The 17,470-nt window shown below is 61.2% G+C and carries 17 protein-coding genes and 3 pseudogenes; 12 read left to right on the plus strand and 8 right to left on the minus strand.

The window, feature by feature from the left end:
- The 3 genes from QM600_RS01565 to QM600_RS01575 all read right to left on the minus strand — a co-directional run bounded on the left by QM600_RS01565 (position 1) and on the right by QM600_RS01575 (position 1,910).
- Positions 1-807, minus strand: a complete 807-nt coding sequence (locus tag QM600_RS01565) for an ABC transporter ATP-binding protein (protein ID WP_283259727.1) — start codon at positions 805-807, stop codon at positions 1-3.
- Positions 808-822: 15 nt separating this feature from the next.
- Positions 823-1,524 (minus strand): FadR/GntR family transcriptional regulator, encoded by a 702-nt coding sequence (locus QM600_RS01570; RefSeq protein WP_283259728.1) that lies wholly within the window; start codon positions 1,522-1,524, stop codon positions 823-825.
- Positions 1,525-1,604: 80 nt separating this feature from the next.
- Positions 1,605-1,910 carry a QsdR family transcriptional regulator gene (locus QM600_RS01575; protein ID WP_283259729.1) on the minus strand — a complete coding sequence of 102 codons (306 nt, stop codon included), beginning with the start codon at positions 1,908-1,910 and terminating at the stop codon, positions 1,605-1,607.
- Positions 1,911-1,994: 84 nt separating this feature from the next.
- On the opposite strand from QM600_RS01575, the pseudogene QM600_RS01580 reads away from it, so the two are divergent.
- A pseudogene (locus QM600_RS01580) lies at positions 1,995-2,585 on the plus strand (phosphotriesterase family protein); the annotation flags it as partial.
- Positions 2,586-2,659: 74 nt separating this feature from the next.
- Positions 2,660-2,947: a putative quinol monooxygenase gene (locus QM600_RS01585; protein WP_283259730.1), complete on the plus strand. Its 288-nt coding sequence runs from the start codon at positions 2,660-2,662 to the stop codon at positions 2,945-2,947.
- 56 nt (positions 2,948-3,003) lie between these two features.
- On the opposite strand, the pseudogene QM600_RS01590 reads toward QM600_RS01585, so the two are convergent.
- Positions 3,004-3,989 (minus strand): annotated as a pseudogene (locus QM600_RS01590) (AMP-binding protein); the annotation flags it as partial.
- Between QM600_RS01590 and QM600_RS01595 the strand changes: the two are divergent.
- Positions 3,986-4,303 (plus strand): annotated as a pseudogene (locus tag QM600_RS01595) (SDR family oxidoreductase); the annotation flags it as partial. The pseudogenes QM600_RS01590 and QM600_RS01595 overlap by 4 nt on opposite strands.
- A gap of 6 nt (positions 4,304-4,309) precedes the next feature.
- On the opposite strand, the gene QM600_RS01600 reads toward QM600_RS01595, so the two are convergent.
- The 3 genes from QM600_RS01600 to QM600_RS01610 form a co-directional block, all read right to left on the minus strand.
- Positions 4,310-6,334, minus strand: coding sequence for a YhgE/Pip domain-containing protein (locus QM600_RS01600; RefSeq protein ID WP_283259731.1), 2,025 nt, complete (start codon positions 6,332-6,334; stop codon positions 4,310-4,312).
- Between the two features lie 173 nt (positions 6,335-6,507).
- Entirely contained in the window at positions 6,508-7,125 is a 618-nt protein-coding gene (locus QM600_RS01605) for a GyrI-like domain-containing protein (protein ID WP_283259904.1), read from the minus strand.
- Between the two features lie 40 nt (positions 7,126-7,165).
- Positions 7,166-7,369 (minus strand): calcium-binding protein, encoded by a 204-nt coding sequence (locus tag QM600_RS01610; protein ID WP_283259732.1) that lies wholly within the window; start codon positions 7,367-7,369, stop codon positions 7,166-7,168.
- 4 nt (positions 7,370-7,373) lie between these two features.
- Here QM600_RS01610 and QM600_RS01615 point away from each other — a divergent pair, with 4 nt between their 5' ends.
- The 8 genes from QM600_RS01615 to QM600_RS01650 all read left to right on the plus strand — a co-directional run bounded on the left by QM600_RS01615 (position 7,374) and on the right by QM600_RS01650 (position 15,903).
- Complete coding sequence (locus QM600_RS01615; protein ID WP_283259733.1) at positions 7,374-7,634, plus strand: hypothetical protein; 261 nt, start codon at positions 7,374-7,376, stop codon at positions 7,632-7,634.
- A gap of 185 nt (positions 7,635-7,819) precedes the next feature.
- A complete protein-coding gene (locus QM600_RS01620; RefSeq protein ID WP_502942843.1) occupies positions 7,820-8,980 on the plus strand; it encodes a glycoside hydrolase family 183 protein in 1,161 nt (386 codons plus the stop codon).
- Between the two features lie 22 nt (positions 8,981-9,002).
- Positions 9,003-10,268: a helix-turn-helix transcriptional regulator gene (locus tag QM600_RS01625; RefSeq protein ID WP_283259734.1), complete on the plus strand. Its 1,266-nt coding sequence runs from the start codon at positions 9,003-9,005 to the stop codon at positions 10,266-10,268.
- Between the two features lie 136 nt (positions 10,269-10,404).
- Complete coding sequence (locus QM600_RS01630; protein ID WP_283259735.1) at positions 10,405-11,460, plus strand: iron ABC transporter substrate-binding protein; 1,056 nt, start codon at positions 10,405-10,407, stop codon at positions 11,458-11,460.
- 20 nt (positions 11,461-11,480) lie between these two features.
- Positions 11,481-13,043 carry an ABC transporter permease gene (locus tag QM600_RS01635; protein ID WP_283259736.1) on the plus strand — a complete coding sequence of 521 codons (1,563 nt, stop codon included), beginning with the start codon at positions 11,481-11,483 and terminating at the stop codon, positions 13,041-13,043.
- A complete protein-coding gene (locus QM600_RS01640) occupies positions 13,040-14,077 on the plus strand; it encodes an ABC transporter ATP-binding protein (RefSeq protein ID WP_283259737.1) in 1,038 nt (345 codons plus the stop codon). Before QM600_RS01635 ends, QM600_RS01640 begins: the two co-directional genes overlap by 4 nt.
- A 114-nt stretch (positions 14,078-14,191) precedes the next feature.
- Entirely contained in the window at positions 14,192-15,280 is a 1,089-nt protein-coding gene (locus QM600_RS01645; protein ID WP_283259738.1) for an S-(hydroxymethyl)mycothiol dehydrogenase, read from the plus strand.
- The gene (locus QM600_RS01650) at positions 15,277-15,903 is read left to right on the plus strand and encodes an MBL fold metallo-hydrolase (protein ID WP_283259739.1); all 627 of its coding nucleotides are present in this window, start codon (positions 15,277-15,279) and stop codon (positions 15,901-15,903) included. Before QM600_RS01645 ends, QM600_RS01650 begins: the two co-directional genes overlap by 4 nt.
- A 60-nt stretch (positions 15,904-15,963) precedes the next feature.
- Here the strand turns inward: QM600_RS01650 and QM600_RS01655 are convergent, their stop codons facing one another.
- Entirely contained in the window at positions 15,964-16,653 is a 690-nt protein-coding gene (locus QM600_RS01655; protein ID WP_349307237.1) for an alpha/beta hydrolase family protein, read from the minus strand.
- Here QM600_RS01655 and QM600_RS01660 point away from each other — a divergent pair.
- Entirely contained in the window at positions 16,649-17,422 is a 774-nt protein-coding gene (locus QM600_RS01660; RefSeq protein ID WP_283259741.1) for an acyl-CoA thioesterase, read from the plus strand. The two genes, QM600_RS01655 and QM600_RS01660, sit on opposite strands and share 5 nt — an antisense overlap.
- Positions 17,423-17,470: the final 48 nt, after the last annotated feature.

Here is a 17,470-nt window from a genome sequence, read left to right on the forward strand (position 1 = left end):
TCAGATCAGTTCGCGAGGCCGGGACTGAGCATTCCAGCGCCGGTTGCGTCGCTCGATCTCGATGGGATGTGAGAAGCATTCGCTGATGTTCTCTGTCGTGATCACGTCGTCGGCGAGACCGTTCGCTGTGATGATTCCATCCTTGATCAGCAGAGCATGCGTCGTGGTACTCGGAATCTCTTCGATGTGATGAGTCACGAGAATGCTTGCCAAAGATGGATTTTGGTGGCGAAGGTCGTCCAGGGCGGTCAGCAGCTGCTCGCGGGCGGCCAGGTCGAGGCCGGTGGCAGGTTCGTCGAGAAGGAGGAGTCTGGGCTCGACCATGAGGGCCCGGGCAATCAGGGTTCGCCCGCGCTCGCCTTGAGAAATGTTGGGCCACAATGCATCCGAACGTGAGCTCATGCCGAGTAGGTCGATCACGGCGTCGGCATGTGCTAGTTGTTCGGGCGTCGGTGACCAGCGTGGGATTATCTCGGTGGTGTTGGTCAGGCCGGTGATGACGACGTTTCGGACGGTGATCGGAATCCCGATCGTGTGGCGCGGGTTGACGTGTCCGATGTCCATTCGCAGTTCACGCATGTCGACGCGACCCAATTTGTGGCCGAGTACGAAGACGGAACCACGGGTGGGGTGCTCGGTCGCACCGAACAGGCTCAGCAGCGTGCTCTTGCCGGCCCCGTTTGCGCCGAGTAGTGCCCAGTGTTGGCCGGGCTCGATAGAAATAGTGATGTCTCGCAACAAGTATCGGCCGCCGCGGACCAAATCCACATGTTCTGTCGAGAGCACTGTGCCTTGAGGATGTTGCACGTCGGTGCGGCCTTTCTAACTATCGAGTACGCGCAGTTGCCGCAAGACCGTATCGATGTTCTCCCGGGTGGCAGCTACCGCTGCGTCCGGGTCTGAATCCTGCAGTGCTGTGAGTAATTGGTCGTGGGTATGAGAAGTGTCGGGAACTCCGACTTCGTGGGCCATCAATTCGACAAGAGTGTCGCGGAGAAGCGGGCGCACCGACTCGAACAGGGAAAGTAGAACGGCATTCCCTGACAGTCGAACCACTTCGGTGTGAAAGTCCAGGTCTACGTCGATGAACTGCTCGACATCACCTTCGAAGTGGCTGTGGCGCACGGAAAGTTGGCGTCGAAGCCTCTCCAGGTCGGCAGGTTGTGCACGCTCGGCTGCGAGCCTGGCAGCCTCGACTTCCAAGGCGCGTCGGACCTCGAAAACTTCGAGGAGACGTGATCGCCGGAGGAGTCGGGTGAACTCGTCGGCATGTTCGAGGTCGGATTCCGCGGCGACGAATGTGCCGATGCCGTGTCGTACTTCCAGCAGTCCGTCACGGGCCAGCAGGCGGATGGCTTCACGGATGGACGAACGCCCCACGCGCAGTTCGGTGGCAAGGGCGGCTTCGCTGGGGATCCGTGTTGTCGGAGCCCATTGTGCCTGTTGGATTCTTGACCGGAATATCTGTTCCAGTTGCGGTACCAGCGGACCGCGCAGTGCAGGCCCTGCATGTTCGTCGGACACGGCTCCCTCTCCGGTTGACTGCAGGGAGCCTAGCAACTCATCAGACGTCTGACGACAAATTTCGTCGTGCGTGTCGGGATTTATATGTGGGTGACTGCGAGTAGCAGTGCGATCAGGTCGAGGGCTGTTTCGATTTCCGCCTTCTCACGCCCGAGTAGCGGCGCGTAAAGATGTACGTCGCAGATGCGAACCAGCGCGCCGCCCAGAACCTGTGGCGAGAGGGCGATCGTGATGTGGCCGGCATCGACCTGAGTTTGGAGGATCTCAGCTGCGATCGACGCGGAGATCGACTCGACAGGCCCCGGCATCATTGTGAGTTTGACGAACAGCATCGGTTCACGCTTGGTCAGCACCCGGAGTTCGGTGGACGATTCCACCGCGTGCATGACGCGACCGAATACATCGAGAATGTAGTCGGCGCCCTGGCCGACGGCCTGCGACATGGCTTTTCGGTAGGTTCGTTCGGTGGCTTCGGCAAGGATATTCGAGAGGGCATTGCCGGAACCGGCATCCGTGCGTCGTTCCTCAAATGCGCAATCGAGGAACCTGGCCTTACTCCGGGCGTCGAGCGCGTGGTGCGCGCAGTCGGAGCGGCGCAGGTCGAAACCGGCGTGCCGATCACGGTCCATACCAACCCGCACACCGAATCCGGCCTGGTCGTACAGAAAGTGCTGGCCGACGAGGGTGTAGACCTCGCGAAAGTCGTCATCGGCCATTCGGGCGATTCGGCAGACCTCGATTACCTGTGTGCGCTCGCGGACGGGGGTTCGCTGTTGGGCATGGACCGATTCGGTCTGGATGTGTTGCTGCCCTTCGAGAACCGGGTGAATACCGTAGTCGAAATGGTGCGTCGTGGATATGCCGAGAAGATGGTTCTCGCACATGACGCCGCGTGTTTCATCGACTGGTTCTCCAGTGAGGCGAAAGCGGCGGCAGTGCCGAACTGGAACTTCACGCACACCAGCGATCAGGTCATCCCGGCCCTGCTCGAACGTGGAGTGACGGAAGACCAGATCACGACAATGCTGGTGGGCAATCCGCGTCGATACTTCGAGAGTTGATCAGGGGCGACGTCTGCGGGCCAACTATGAGTACAGTCATCGAACCAGTTGAGTTGAAATTATCGGAGGAATACATGATTGCTGTTATCGCAGACATCACGGTCAAAGAGGGCAGCGGAGAGCAGTTCGAAGCTGTCGTCGCCGAACTGGCCGAGAAGGTTCGCACGGAGGAGCCGGGAACGGTTCTCTACCAACTGATCCGTTCCAAATCTGATGCCAATTCGTACAAGTTCATGGAGCTGTACCAGGACAGTGCAGCCATCAAGGCGCACGGCACGTCCGAGCACTTTCAGGCAGCCGGAAAGGCGATGGCGCCCTTCCTGGCCGGCGCCCCGCAGATCGAGTACTTCGACGCACTCTGACGGTTCTGACGGAGGGGTGCCGCGGCAGGCAATGCTGCAGACGCACCCCTCTGTTGTCAGTTCTGTTTCTGTGCGATCAGTTCTGTGCGATCGATCGAGCGTTTGAGAATTTTGCCGGTAGATCCTGTGGGCAACGAGTCGACAAACTGGACGACGCGAGGAATCTTGTAGGCGGACAGATGCTCCCGCGCCCAGCCCGTCACGTCGTCCGTAGTGACGGACGATCCTGGCCGTACTGCGACTACCGCCGCAACTTCTTCGCCGTAGTAATCGTCGGGGATGCCGATCACTACGGCCTCGATGATGTCGGGATGGCTGTAGAGGACTTCCTCCACCTCTCCCGGATACACGTTGTATCCGCCGCGGATGATCAGATCCTTGAGTCGGTCGACGATGCGGAGATCGCCATCACCATCGGTCTCGCCGAGGTCTCCGGTGCGGAACCAGCCGTCGTCCGACAGCGCAGCGGACGTATCTTCGGGACGCTTCCAGTAGCCTTTCATCACGGTCGGACCTTTGATGAAGACTTCACCGACTATGCCTGCAGTGCAGATGTTTCCGTCGTGGTCCCGAACCTCGGCTACTGTTCGGGGTACGGCTCGGCCGGTGTATCCGATCTTTGCGCCTCGATCGATGTTGTTGAAGGTTCCGAACGCGCTGGTCTCGGTCAATCCGTAACCTTCGAGGATGGTGCAGCCGAAGCGAGTCTCGAAGGCGCGTGCAACTTCTCCGGGTAGTGAGGCGCCGCCGGAGATTGCGATCCGAAGCTGCTCGAAATCCGAGCTGTCTACATCGGCGGCCGCATGCAGCATTGCATTTCACATTGTGGGGACACCGGCCATGATGGTCAGTTGATCTCGGCGAACCATCTCGAGCATGGCAGCGGGATCGAAGCGTGCGAGCAGAGAGAGGGATCCGCCGCCGGTGAAGGTCGGCATCATCACGGACACCTGACCGAAGATGTGGACAGCGGTAACCCGGTGCCAGTTCGATCCGAAGAATTTCCTCGACTGCTTTCGGCCCCGATTTCGCCGGCAGATAACCGGCTCCGAGAACTTCTCTTATGGTGCGAGCAAAGCTGCCGTGCACATGTTGACTCGGAAGTTGGCGGCAACGCTTGCAGCGGAAAAGATCACGGTCAATGCGATTGCTCCGGGACCTTTTCCGTCGACGATGATGGCGTTCCTTCTCGAAGACGAGGAGAGCGACAATGCCGTCGCCGCATCGGTTCCGCTTGGGCGTGTGGGTTCTCCGGAAGATGCTGCCGGGCTGGCGTTCTTCCTGTCCTCCCGCGCCGGTGCTTATCTCACCGGCGCGGTGATTCCGCTCGATGGAGGAGTGAGCGGAACCTGCTGACCTGACTCAGCTGTGTGTGGGCTGGAGATACACGATCTCCTCGGTGATGGGAGCGTTGTCGTCGGGAGTTGGTTCCTGACGGCGACGCCACCAGATGGTGAAGGCAACAGCTCCGACCACCAGAAGGAACAGACCGGCTACTGCCAGCCAGAATTTCGGTCCGTAGTAGCCGACCAGAACCATGCGCATTGCGTTGCGCGCCCAGGTCAGTGGCATCAGGGCGTGCAACCACTGCAGCGGCGCCGGCATCTGTTCGATCGGGTACACGGCGCCGAAGGCGAAGATCTGAATCATCAAGGCGCCCAGGGCGATGAACGTGCCATTGATCGGGCCGAATACGACAGTGAACAGTCGTCCCAATGCCACTGCTGCGCCGCCGACGAGAATCATGACGGCGATCATTGCGACGACGCTCGGCGGGTCCACATTCGCGATGGTCAGCGAAACTACTGACAGAACCAGGGCCGCCACCAGAGTGACGAGTGCCGGAACGCGGTACCGACGCAGACCTTCTCGGACCACGGAGCTGTGTACTTGTTCCGAGCGACCTCGGCGTGGGCGAACCACGAACCAGGTCAGGATTCCGAACAGGAACAGGATCACAGACATGACCGCGGGTACTGCGCCCGGTCCGAATCCGGCGGCAGGATAGCTGTTTCGAGCATCGACTGAGACGGGTGCCGAGAGCAGGTTTGCGGTGGTGGAACGTTCCTCTTCGGTGAACTGCGGAACCTGGGCAGCACCATCGGTGAGTCCCTGAGCCAGTTCGTTGCTGCCGGCGTCCAACTCGCCGACGCCGGTGGACAACTCGCCCAGCCCATCGCGGAGTTCGATGCTGCCGGCTGCCAGCTGGCCGAGGCCGGAAGATAGTTCGTTCGCGCCGGAATCGAGTTGATGCGCGCCGGAGGAAAGCTCGCCGAGCCCACTGCTCAATTCGCCGACACCGGCTGCTGCTGCATTCAATCCGCCGCGGTAGTCGCTCTTCGGATCGGTGAGTTGGCTCGTGATTTCTCTGGCACCGTCACGCAGTTGGCCGAGTTGGCTGACGATGTCGTCTTCTGCCGGCTGCGCTGTCAGCGTGGCACGCAAACCGGACAGTGCATCGACGAGTCCGACGGATACGGGATCGCCCGCAAAGCGCAGTGAAGTGATCAATGAATCGATCTGGCCGACTACCTGTCCGGACGAGCCGACGAGGTCGAGGATCGGGGTGGTCACCATGTCGACCACTTCGCTGATCTGGCCGGCGCCGGCGCCGAGCTCATCTGTTCCGGCGACCAACTGCGCCATGCCGGTATTCAGTTCCTTCGACCCGGCGGATGCCTCGTCTGCCCCGGCAGCAAGTTCGCCGGTGCCCGCTGCGAGTTCCTTCCCACCCTGGTTCGCCTCACCGAGGCCTGTCGCCAGTTCCTTGCTGCCGTCGTGGAGTTGCTTGGTGCCGGCCAATGCCTGGCCGGTGCCGTCGGAAAGCTGTTTCGCGCCGACTGCAGCTTCTCCGAATCCGGCGCCCAGATCGCCGAGGCCGACGAGGACCTGGTCGATGGACTGCTCGCCGATCGACTCGGAGACGGCCGAACGAACCTGTGCGATGACGCTTTCCCCGACGGGTGTTGCTACCAAGCTGTTGTAGTCGTTGTAGACCACCTGGAGCTGAGCTTTGCGGCCTGAACCTGTAGCGGCGCTTGCGACATCGGCACTGAAGTTCTCGGGGATTACCACCGAGAAGTAGAAGGTGCCGTCGTCGACGCCGTCCTTCGCCTCCTGGGCCGTCACAACCTTCCAGGCGACGTCACCACTGTCGACCAGTGCTGAGACCACCTCGGTTCCGGCTTCGAGGCGAGTTCCGTCGAGATCGGTGCCGGCGTCGGCGTTGACGATAGCGACCGGCAATTGGTTCACGGTGTCGCCGGGGTTCCACAGCGCCCACATGTAGAACGCAGCCATCGAGAGAGGCGCAATAACGAGAACAGCGAGGATGGTGCGAATGAGGTGCGTTCGACGCGTAGAGGCGTCGGAAGCGGATGGCGACACTGTCAAGGCTCCTGTCGTTGACCGGAGCGCAAGTGCGGTTGACGCCACGGCAAATGTTGGACGTATGTCCAGCCGTGTCACAGTACAAAGAGATAGTCATCAGTGTGACCGTTTTCGGTCAATTGGTGTGCCAGTGACGGACAATCTGAAACTGTAAATCGTGGCGTGGTCGACTAGGCGGAGCAAACGGGTTGGCGGAGGATTGTTCGGAGCTTGGACGGAACTGTCTTGCGAGCGTCACTCAAGTAGATCTCATGGTGATCGCCGTTGAAGGTGAGTCCGTGTTCGGGCATGAATTCGTCGTGTAGCCGGGCGAGAGTAGGGGCTTCGTCGTCGTAGGCGCCGATATGCAGGATTTGTACGCTGCGGCCTTCGGTGAATGTGACCGGGCGCAACAGGTCGAGAGCCGGGAGATTTTTCTTGCCGGCGGCCGTAGCGTGGGCTTGCTCGATGTCTGCTCCGGTGATCCAGTCCGGCTGCGCAATCATCATCGTCCAGGCCCAATCGTCCTTGTCGCCGCCGACGAAGGCGTCCATGTCGGAGGCGCGCCACAGACCTTCGAGTGGTGCGACCACAAAATCTCGGCCTTGTGTCTTCTTGCTGGTGAATTTGAGCGTGTAGGCGACGGCGTACAAGGCCTCCACAGCGTCGGCGTACTCGGGCGATGTGTTCGGGTTTCCGTGTCCGTCGACTGCGATGTAGGTCAACTCGGGGACGTCGACGAAAACGAAGGCCTTGGTGGTCGGCGTGTAAAGCTCCTTGTGCGCCTTCTTGCAGTCGTACTTGTCCATGGGCGGAGCCATTCTGCTTTCTATCGGACGACAAGCTGGATCAGCAAGGGTTCGGTTCACCGATCTTGACTGCGGACAACACTGCTTCGATCTCCCCGAACGGGCTACCAGCTGACGGAGTTTGATCGACGACGATCCAGTTCGAATCGACCACCTGGCGTCGGCCGGCGCCCGTCGCGTCTGCACTCCGGGAGAAGAAGACGCCGGCAGCCTGGATGGTGTCCTGCGCATCTTGGAGATTCATGCACATGACGTCAGGCATCGTCGCGGGCGCTGCGGCAGGTGTCACGACCGGGGGTGCGGAGGGAGGCGGTGCAACAGGCGAGACGGCGGCAGTCGTTGCGACCGGGGCAGCTGTTGTCGTGGTGAGCAGCGCGCTGGTTGTTGTCGCCGGTGCCGCCGTCGTAGATGTGAGCTTGGTGTCTGCGCTTTCTCCGGAGCATGCAGTCAAGGCGGTCGCAGCAAACGCCGCGACGATCATGGTGCGTGTAACTGTGCTGGAGGTCTGAAAGCCGAGGGAGTATCTGGTGCGCACGAGGTAGTCCTTGTTTGAAGTGTTCCGAAGTAGGGAACTCCGAGAAAAATACACTTTAGATGAACGTGATCCGTTGCGGGTCCGTTCATCTATTTATGTTGCCATGCAACGAAACTCGTAGATATGTCGGCCGACAGTTCGGAGGATGGATTGATATCGATGGCGAAGTTGTCGGCGACAGCGGTTGCCTGTGTAGTCGCGTCCACCGCGTTACTCGGCGCGACCCACGCGCAAGCGTCGCCGTGGGACTGCAATGTCACAGGAAGTCTCGAGAAGTCGGGCGGGCCGACCAACCCGATTCCTTGGCTCAACGGAACCAACGGGAATCTTCCCGAATTGCAGGGTCGGACTTCGGCGGTCGAGTACATCACCGGCGCACTGAGCCCAAACCGGACCGTCGAACGGTTCAATGTCCTGGGCACGGATCTCGGGATCATGTGGGACAACGGAGCTGGTCAGGTACTGACCGTGTTCGGCGACACCGTCGGCATCGGGTCGGATCTCCTCTGTGACGGAGTTGTGGGGGACTGGCGCAGCAACGTCCTGTTCCGCAGCGGCGACGGCAATCTGAGCGACGGCATGAATATCGACACCTCGCCTACGGACCGGCCGAATCGTTCTCGCGAAATCATCGGAAGCCTCAAGGTCACCGGCGTCGAGACCAGCAGCATCCCTACGACGGGTATTTCGGTGAACGGAGTGCAGTACGTCAACTACATGTCGGTGCGGGCGTGGGGAGGATCAGGAGAATGGATCACCAACTTCTCGCAGATCGCGTCGTCGCACGACAACGGTGAGACGTGGCAGGTCGAACCGTCGTCGGCGCGCCCTAATCTGCCGTTGACCGGCAATGCCAATTTTCAGATGGGGTCCTTCGTCAAAGACGGTGGGTACGTCTACAACTTCGGGACGCCACCGGGTCGTTTCTCCGAAGCGAGGCTCTCGCGGGTGAAGGAAGAAGCGATCGTCGATGCGGCAGCCTACGAGTACTGGGACGGAAAGGGTTGGGTACCAAACAATCCCGATGTTGCTGTGCCCGTTCTCGATGGTGATGTGAGTGAGCTGTCGGTGCAGTACAACAACTATCTGGGCAAATTCGTCGCGATGTACTCCGATGCATCAGGCTCGCTGGTGTTGCGAACAGCGGATCAGTTGACCGGTCCGTGGAGTGCGTCCGACGTCGTGATCGGATCGGGCGCCGTCCCGGGTCTGTACGGTGCGTACATGCATCCGTGGTCACAGGGGCAGGATCTGTACTTTCTTGCCACTACCTGGTCGGACTACAACGTGATGCTGATGAGGACGACGCTGCAGAAATAGTGTGCGTCGCTATCGTTGACCGGTGAGCACCGTCGACAACGCCCCTCAACTGATCTCGGCTCTACGCGACGTCCTGGTCGGGCCGCTACCCGAGATCGGGAGCCGGTTTTCGGCGCTGATCGCTGATACGGCACCACACTCGTCGCTCGTGATATTCACCCGCGAATGTACCGGTAGGCCGCGCAAAGTGGCCGGAGATCCAGCCGTCGTAGATCGGGTTACCATCGCTGAACTCGATCACCTTCGCAGCAGTCTTGCTGTAGGACAGACTTTTCGGGGTGTGATGACGGTTGCCGGTCGTGAGCGGGAGGTGTTCGCGATTCGCGATCGGACCGATACGTTGCTCGTGCTGACGCCGCGTGCTGCGGCCGCTCGGAACGCATCGCTCGCGGTCGTGGCGGCACTGTTCGGCGTAGTGGCGACAGGCATTCAATTGCAGGTTCGTAACGCCAGTCCGGCGTATCTGGCGGAGTCGAGAGCGGCGTCGTCGGAACGCGCACGCACGGTTGCCGAGATGACGGAAATCCATGTTGCGACGCTGGAAACCATTCTTGCCACGTTGCGCTCGGATGATCTCGACGACACTCGGGCGCGAACGTCCGCCCGTGAGACAACATCGTCGGCGTTGATCGGGTTGCGGTCAGCCGTCGACGTTCACCGTGAACTGGCAGAAGAAGCCATCACCACGGCGTTTGCGCGGATGCGAGGGGAGTTGCGCTCGTTGCTCAAACACCGCGAGATCGAATTGGAAATGGTGGAACCGCCCGTCGACGGCCGCGGCCTTCCCGGTGAAGTCGCGCACGGTGCGCGGGCAGTGGTGCGGGGCGCGGTGCTTGCCTTGGCCGACCAGCACACGCTGTCCCGGATTCGTGTGGCGTGGAGTGTGGACGGTTCTGCGCTGCTGCTCGATATTCGCGACGACGGCGGAGGCGAAGCGGATGTCGCCGACATCGAGCGTCAATTACGTTCTCGGGTAGAAACTTTGGGCGGCCGGATCGAGTCGGAATCGACGCCTGGTTGGGGTAGTCGAATCAGTGCTTCCCTTCCGCTCGACGTACACCTGGCGCTTCCGGTGGACCACACACTCGCGGAGTTGGCGCCGCGCGAATTCGAAGTGCTCGAGCATCTGGTCGCGGGGCGCCGCAACAAGGCGATCTCCGAACGTCTCGGAGTCAGTGAGAGCACGGTCAAGTTTCACGTTGCCGGAGTGCTGAAGAAGTTGGGCGTCGAGAACCGCGGTGCCGCCGCAGCCGTGGGTAGGGAAGCGGGCATCAAGTCCGCAAATTAGACAGATGACCAGGTAAAGCGCAGTCCGGTCGGTATCGCGTTTCGGCCACACTGTGGCTTAGGTATGCCAACCCTGGGGGTAACATCACCGACGAAGCGAGTCGGGAGTGGTCCCGGCCACTACAGGACGGATGGATATGCGCAAGCGATTCGGACGGATTTCAGGGATTGCGTTGGCTACGGCTGCAGTCTTGGCAGTTGCCGCGTGCTCGAGTTCGGATTCGGATTCGGACAAGACGACGGAAACCAGTGCAGCGGGTGCTCCCGAGTCGATCACGGTCTACAACGCCCAGCATGAGTCGCTAACCAAGGAGTGGGCCGACGCCTTCACCAAGGAGACCGGCATCAAGGTCGAGATGCGTCAGGGCAGTGACACCGAGCTCGGCAATCAGTTGGTTGCCGAAGGTGACAAGTCGCCGGCTGATGTTTTCCTCACCGAGAACTCGCCCGCAATGACCCTCGTCGAGAACGCCGGTCTCTTCACCGACGTGAAGGCTGACACCATCGCCCAGGTTCCCAGCGAGTACCGCCCGTCGAGTGGCAAGTGGACCGGCATCGCTGCGCGCTCCACAGTCTTCGCCTACAACAAGGACATGCTGACCGAAGATCAGCTGCCCAAGTCGCTCCTGGACTTGCAGAACCCGGAATGGAAGGACCGCTGGGCGGCTTCGCCTTCGGGAGCGGACTTCCAGGCGATCGTCAGTGCCCTCCTCGAACTCAAGGGTGAGGACGCGACCAAGGCATGGCTCGCAGGCATGAAGGACAACGTCCGCACGTACAAGGGCAACGGCACGGTCATGAAGGCTGTCAACGCGGGCGAGATCCCCGGCGGCGTGATCTACCACTACTACTGGTTCGGCGATCAGGCCAAGACCGGTGAGAACAGCAAGAACGTCACGCTTCACTACTTCAAGAACGAAGATCCGGGCGCGTTCGTCAGCGTCTCCGGCGGCGGCGTTCTGAAGTCCAGCTCGAAGCAGGATGCAGCGCAGCAGTTCCTGAAGTTCGTCACCGGCAAGTCCGGCCAGGAAGTTCTGCAGAACGGTACGTCGTTCGAGTACACCGTCGGTAGCGATGTTCCGGCCAACGCGAAGCTGGTTCCCCTGGCAGATCTGCAGGCGCCGAAGATCGATCCGGCGAAGCTGAACAGCCCGCAGGTGACGCAGCTGATGACCGAAGCTGGTCTGCTCTGAATCTCGGATTGAAGGACCGCGTGCGGTCGGAGCGAGCGCAGGCTCGCACGACCGCACCGCGGAACCGACCCTCATTTCTCCTGGCCGTAACCGCCCTTCTGGTGGTTGCGGTTTCGTTCGTTCCACTGGGCTACGTGATCGCGCAGAGTATCGATACGGGCTGGGATACAGCTTCGGAGTTGCTGTTCCGGCCGCGGGTGCTCGAATTGCTGGTCAATACGGTGCAATTGGTGGTTGTGACCGTGCCCCTGTGTGTGATCGTCGGTGTTGTCGCCGCGTGGTTGGTGGAGCGAACCCGTGTCTTCGGGGCCAAGATCTGGGCTGTTCTTCTTGCTGCCCCACTTGCCATTCCGGCGTTTGTCAACAGCTACTCCTGGGTGACGGCAATTCCATCGCTCGGAGGACTGCACGGCGGTGTGCTGATCGCGACGCTGTCGTACTTCCCGCTGGTCTACATTCCCGTCGCGGCGACCTTGCGACGGTTGGATCCTGCAGTGGAGGAATCCGCTCGCGCGCTCGGACTCGGCCCGTGGGCTGTGTTCTTCCGCGTTGTCGTGCCGCAGTTGCGGCTTGCTATCTCCGGTGGCGCACTGTTGGTTTCGCTGCATTTGCTTTCCGAGTACGGCGCCTTCGTGTTCATCCGGTTCGACACCTTCACCACCGCGATTTTCGAGCAGTACCAATCGACGTTCAACGGCGCAGCCGCGACGATGCTCGCCGGCGTTTTGGTGCTGTTCTGCCTGACCCTCCTGGTGATCGAATCCGTCGTCCGGGGTAGCGCGCGATATGCGCGAATCGGTTCCGGCTCGGCCAGGCGTATGACGCCGGCTGATCTGGGTTGGCGATACCAACCACTCGCTCTCGTCTTTCTTGCCGCGACGATCATTCTGTCCGTGGGTGTTCCGGTTGCGAGTGTTCTGCGGTGGACCGTTCTCGGCGGCCGTGACGTGTGGAAGTTCGACGAACTGGCGTCGGCGCTCGGTCAGACTTTGGGCTTCGGGCTTGCCGGTGCCGTGGTTACCTGTGTGCTCGCGTTCCCGATTGCCTGGATTTCGATTCGTCACCGAGGGCGCTTCAGCCGCTTCCTCGAAGGCGCAACGTACATTTCGAGTTCCTTGCCCGGCATTGTCGTCGCCTTGGCTTTGGTGACGGTCACCATCCGATACCTGCACCCGCTCTATCAGACCGTGGGTGTGGTCATCGCCGCCTATTGCCTGTTGTTCCTGCCGCGTGCGCTGGTGAATCTGAGAGTCGGACTGTCGCAGGCGCCGATGGGACTCGAGGAAGCGGCTCAGTCTCTGGGGATTTCACCGATCTCGGCGTTCTTCCGCGTCACCCTACGCCTCGCGGCTCCCGCGACCGCGGCGGGATGTGCTTTGGTCTTCCTCGGCATCGTGAACGAGTTGACTGCCACTCTGCTGCTCGCACCCACGGGAACTCGTACGCTGTCCATGCGGTTCTGGTCGCTGAGCAGCGAAATCGACTATGCCGCCGCCGCTCCGTACGCGCTCATGATGATCGTGCTGTCTCTGCCGATGACGTACCTGCTTTTCACTCAGTCCAAAAAGGTTGCCGGTCTATGACATACGCGCTCGAAGTTGCAGGGATCAACAAGTCGTTCGGAACGACGAAGGTGTTGCGCGGTATCAGTTTTGCCGTCGAATCCGGATCCACGACCGCCATCGTCGGGCCTTCGGGTTGTGGCAAGACCACGCTGCTCCGGCTCATCGCCGGTTTCGAGAAGCCGGATCAAGGCAGTATTGCGCTGAACGGGCGCGCCGTCGCCGGCACCGGATGGGTTCCCGCACACCGGCGAACAGTCGGCTACGTGGCTCAGGACGGTGCACTGTTCCCCCATGCGAACGTCGCGGCCAACGTAGGGTTCGGATTGCCCCGGCGGGCCCGGACAAAGTCGCGGATCGCGGAGTTGCTCGAGATGGTCTCGCTGGACGAGTCGTATGCATCGCGTCGTCCCGACCAATTGTCCGGCGGGCAACAGCAGCGAGTTGCGTTGGCGCGGGCACTTGCTCGTGAGCCGGAACTGATGTTGCTCGACGAGCCGTTCTCCGCCCTCGATGCCGGACTGCGTGTGACCACCCGTCGGATCGTGGCCGAGGTTCTGTCGAAAGCGAGCGTCACGACAATCCTGGTCACGCACGATCAGTCCGAGGCGTTGTCCTTCGCCGACCACGTTGCCGTGATGAGCGCCGGCAGTCTGGCGCAGCTCGGTTCACCGCGGGAAATCTACGACGTTCCCGTCGACGTTCCGACCGCGGAGTTCATCGGCGACGCCGTCGTTCTGCCGGCGGTAGTGAGTGGATCGACCGCCACCTGCGCGCTCGGTTCCATCGCGGTATCGCCGAATTCTTCCGGCATCAGTGGCCCGGCGCGCATCATGTTGCGGCCGGAGCAGATCGAAGTGACAACGGACGTGACGGCAGTGTCGGGGACCGTCGTCGATGTCGAGTATCTGGGCTCGGAGGCGCTGGTCGGGATCCATGTCGATGGTGACCTCGCCGAGCGTGTGACGGTTCGCCGATTCGGAACGAGCGAGCTGACGGCCGGTGATCGAGTGGGCATTCGTGTTCTCGGTGCTGCCATCGCATATGTGCCGTGACCTGTAGTTAGGTATTTCGGCTAGGTCGATCAGTTATTTCGGCCAGGGTTCCCGTTCGGATATTCGGGCTAACCTCATAGTGCGTTTTATTCATCGAGCCAGGAGCTAAGAGCCATGCCACAGCAGGTACGCGGCGTCATCGCCCGATCCAAGGGTGCCCCCGTCGAGATCGTTCCCATCACGATTCCCGATCCCGGTGCAAACGAGGTGGTTGTCGCCATCGCAGCGTGCGGCGTGTGCCACACCGACCTCACGTACCGTGACGGCGGAATCAACGACGAATACCCGTTCCTTCTCGGACACGAGGCGTCGGGCATCGTCGAGAGCGTCGGCCCCGGTGTCACCCACGTCGAGATCGGGGACTTCGTTGTTCTCAACTGGCGCGCCGTGTGTGGCCAGTGCCGTGCGTGTAAGCGCGGACGCCCGCAGTACTGCTTCGACACGTTCAACGCCGAGCAGAAGATGACGCTCGAAGACGGCACCGAACTGACGCCCGCTCTCGGTATCGGCGCGTTTGCCGACAAGACCCTCGTCCACGAAGGCCAGTGCACCAAGGTGGACGCCTCCGCGGATCCCGCAGTGGTCGGTCTCCTCGGCTGTGGTGTCATGGCTGGTATGGGTGCCGCCATGAACACCGGCAACGTCAGTCGCGGCGACTCAGTGGCCGTGATCGGCTGTGGTGGTGTCGGCGACGCCGCCGTCATGGGTTCACGCCTGGCCGGCGCCGGAACGATCATCGCTATCGACCGCGATCCGCGAAAGCTGGAGTGGGCCCTAGAACTTGGTGCCACCCACACAATCAATGCAACCGAGGTTGACGACGTCGTCGAGGCCGTTCAGGAACTGACCGGCGGTTTCGGCGCTGACGTCGTGATCGACGCCGTGGGACGACCGGAGACCTGGAAGCAGGCCTTCTATGCGCGTGATCTCGCGGGAACTGTAGTGCTGGTGGGTGTTCCGACGCCCGATATGAAGCTCGAGATGCCGCTCATCGACTTCTTCTCGCGTGGCGGATCGCTCAAGTCGTCCTGGTACGGAGACTGCTTGCCCGAGCGCGACTTCCCGTTCCTGGTCGATCTGTACCAGCAGGGACGTCTGCCCCTCGAGAAGTTCGTCAGTGAACGCATCAAGCTCGACGAGGTCGAGAAGGCCTTCGAGACGATGCATCGCGGCGAGGTTCTCCGCTCGGTGGTGGTCCTGTGACCTTGCGTGTAGATCGTGTCATCACTTCCGGTTCATTCAGCCTCGACGGCGGAACGTGGGAGGTGGACAACAACATCTGGCTGATCGGTGACGACAACGAGGTGGTCATCGTCGACGCCGCGCACACCGCGCAGCCCATCATCGACGCTGTCGCCGGCCGCAAGGTTGTCGGCATCGTGTGCACTCACGGACACAATGATCACGTCACGGTTGCACCGGAACTGTCCGAGAAACTCGACGCCCCGATCTATCTGAACCCGGCTGACGACGTCCTCTGGGAGATGACGCATCCCGGTGTCAAGCACCTGAGTCTGGAAGACGGTCAGCGAATTACAGTGGCGGGCACGGATATTCTTGCCCTGCACACGCCAGGCCACTCGCCGGGTTCTACGTGCCTCTACCTGCCGGAAGCCGGCGAACTGTTCAGCGGTGACACCTTGTTCTCCGGTGGTCCCGGAGCAACCGGACGCTCGTACTCCGATTTCCCGACCATCATCGGATCGATCCGGGACAGATTGTTTGCGCTCCCCGCCGAGACCAAGGTTCACACCGGCCACGGCGACGGCACGACCATCGGTACCGAGGCGCCGCATCTCGAAGAATGGATTCGAGCCGGATCCTGAGTGATCTCCACGAGACCCGGTAGGTAGCGTTCAATATGATTGGGGCCTACCGGGTTTCGACTAGGGCTGTGGATACTGAATATCGAACCACGCCTCGGTTGCCGGCCAGCTCGCATGCTCGGGATCGATCACATCGAAATGATCGGTGTTGATCATCTCCAGGTAAGAAACCGGCTCGTTGTCGCTCATCGCGACGCGTATGTAGTTGCGACTGTGTTCGATCGGTACTCGATCGTCCTGGCATCCGTGCACGATCAGGCGTCGGCGACTGTTGGGAGCCTGCGAGATCGGCGAGGCGTCGAGGTAGGCCTGCGGATCGGTATCGGGTTCCGAGCCCATGAAGAGAACGGTTGCGTTGGCGGCGAGTTCTTCGCGGACACACCGCGCAAGATCAGTGATCGGCGCCAACGCAACTGCCGAGTCGATCAGCCCTCGCGAGAGCGACATCAACGCCAGATGTCCACCTGCGGAATGACCGATGGCGATGGTCGGTGACCCGTCCGGCCCAAGTTCGGCAGCACGGACGGCGGCAATTGCGTCCGCAACGTCGCTCATCGTCACGGGCCATCCCCCGAAATCATCGCCGGTACGTCGGTACTCGACGTTGGCAACAGTCCAACCTGAGCGATGCAGGTGTGCACAGACCGGATCCATCAGATGCAGGTCGTGTCGGTCTCGCCACCATCCACCGTGCAGCGCGATCACCACGCCTCGTGGCGAGCTGCCGCCTGCAGCTCGCCACCAAGTGATCCCGTCGGAACGCGCCTACGGCGGTGAGGGTGTCGCACAGGCTGTTGCGGCGACCATGAAGACGGTCACCGACGATCGCAGTGTCCATTCGTTCCACGGATACTTCCTACGCGCCGGCGATGTCCACGAGCCGACCGTCTACGAGGTCGACCGGTTGCGTGACGGCCGAGGATTCTCGCAGCGAGCGGTGTGCGGAGTCCAGTCGGGTAAGACGATCTTTCAGGGGTTGGCGTCCTTCCACGTCGCATCCGACGGTGTGCGGCATCAGGATGCGATGCCGACAGATCTCGGGAATCCGGAGGATCTACCGACTGCCGGAGACGCGCTCGGTGATTCGAGCGTCCGGGATGCTCAGTACTGGGCAAACGACCGTAGCTTCGACATCCGGCATTCGCCTGAAGCAATCTACACTTCCGCCGCCGGTGAGCGTACGCGTCGGCAGACGGTGTGGCTCAAGGCTTACGACCGACTGCCCGATGATGCAAACGTCCACCGGGCTGCGCTTGCGTACCTGTGTGACTACACGCTGCTCGAACCGATCCTTCGTAATAACGGTGCAGCCTGGGCAGACCCCGGTGTGATTACCGCGAGCCTCGACCATGCAATGTGGTGGCACAACGACGGTCGCGTCGACGAGTGGATCGCTCTGGTTCAGGAATCATCTTTTGCCGGAAACGGTTTGGGGCTCTCGCACGGAAAGATATACTCGCGCGAAGGCGTGCTGCTGGCAACGGTGGCTCGAGAAGGCCTTGTCACGCTACCGAAGTAGCCTCTCTCATACGAATATCCATGCCCGGCGGCCAAATTGGTCGCCGGG

It is taken from the genome of Rhodococcus sp. IEGM 1379, from assembly GCF_030056815.1.
Classification (GTDB): domain Bacteria; phylum Actinomycetota; class Actinomycetes; order Mycobacteriales; family Mycobacteriaceae; genus Rhodococcus_F.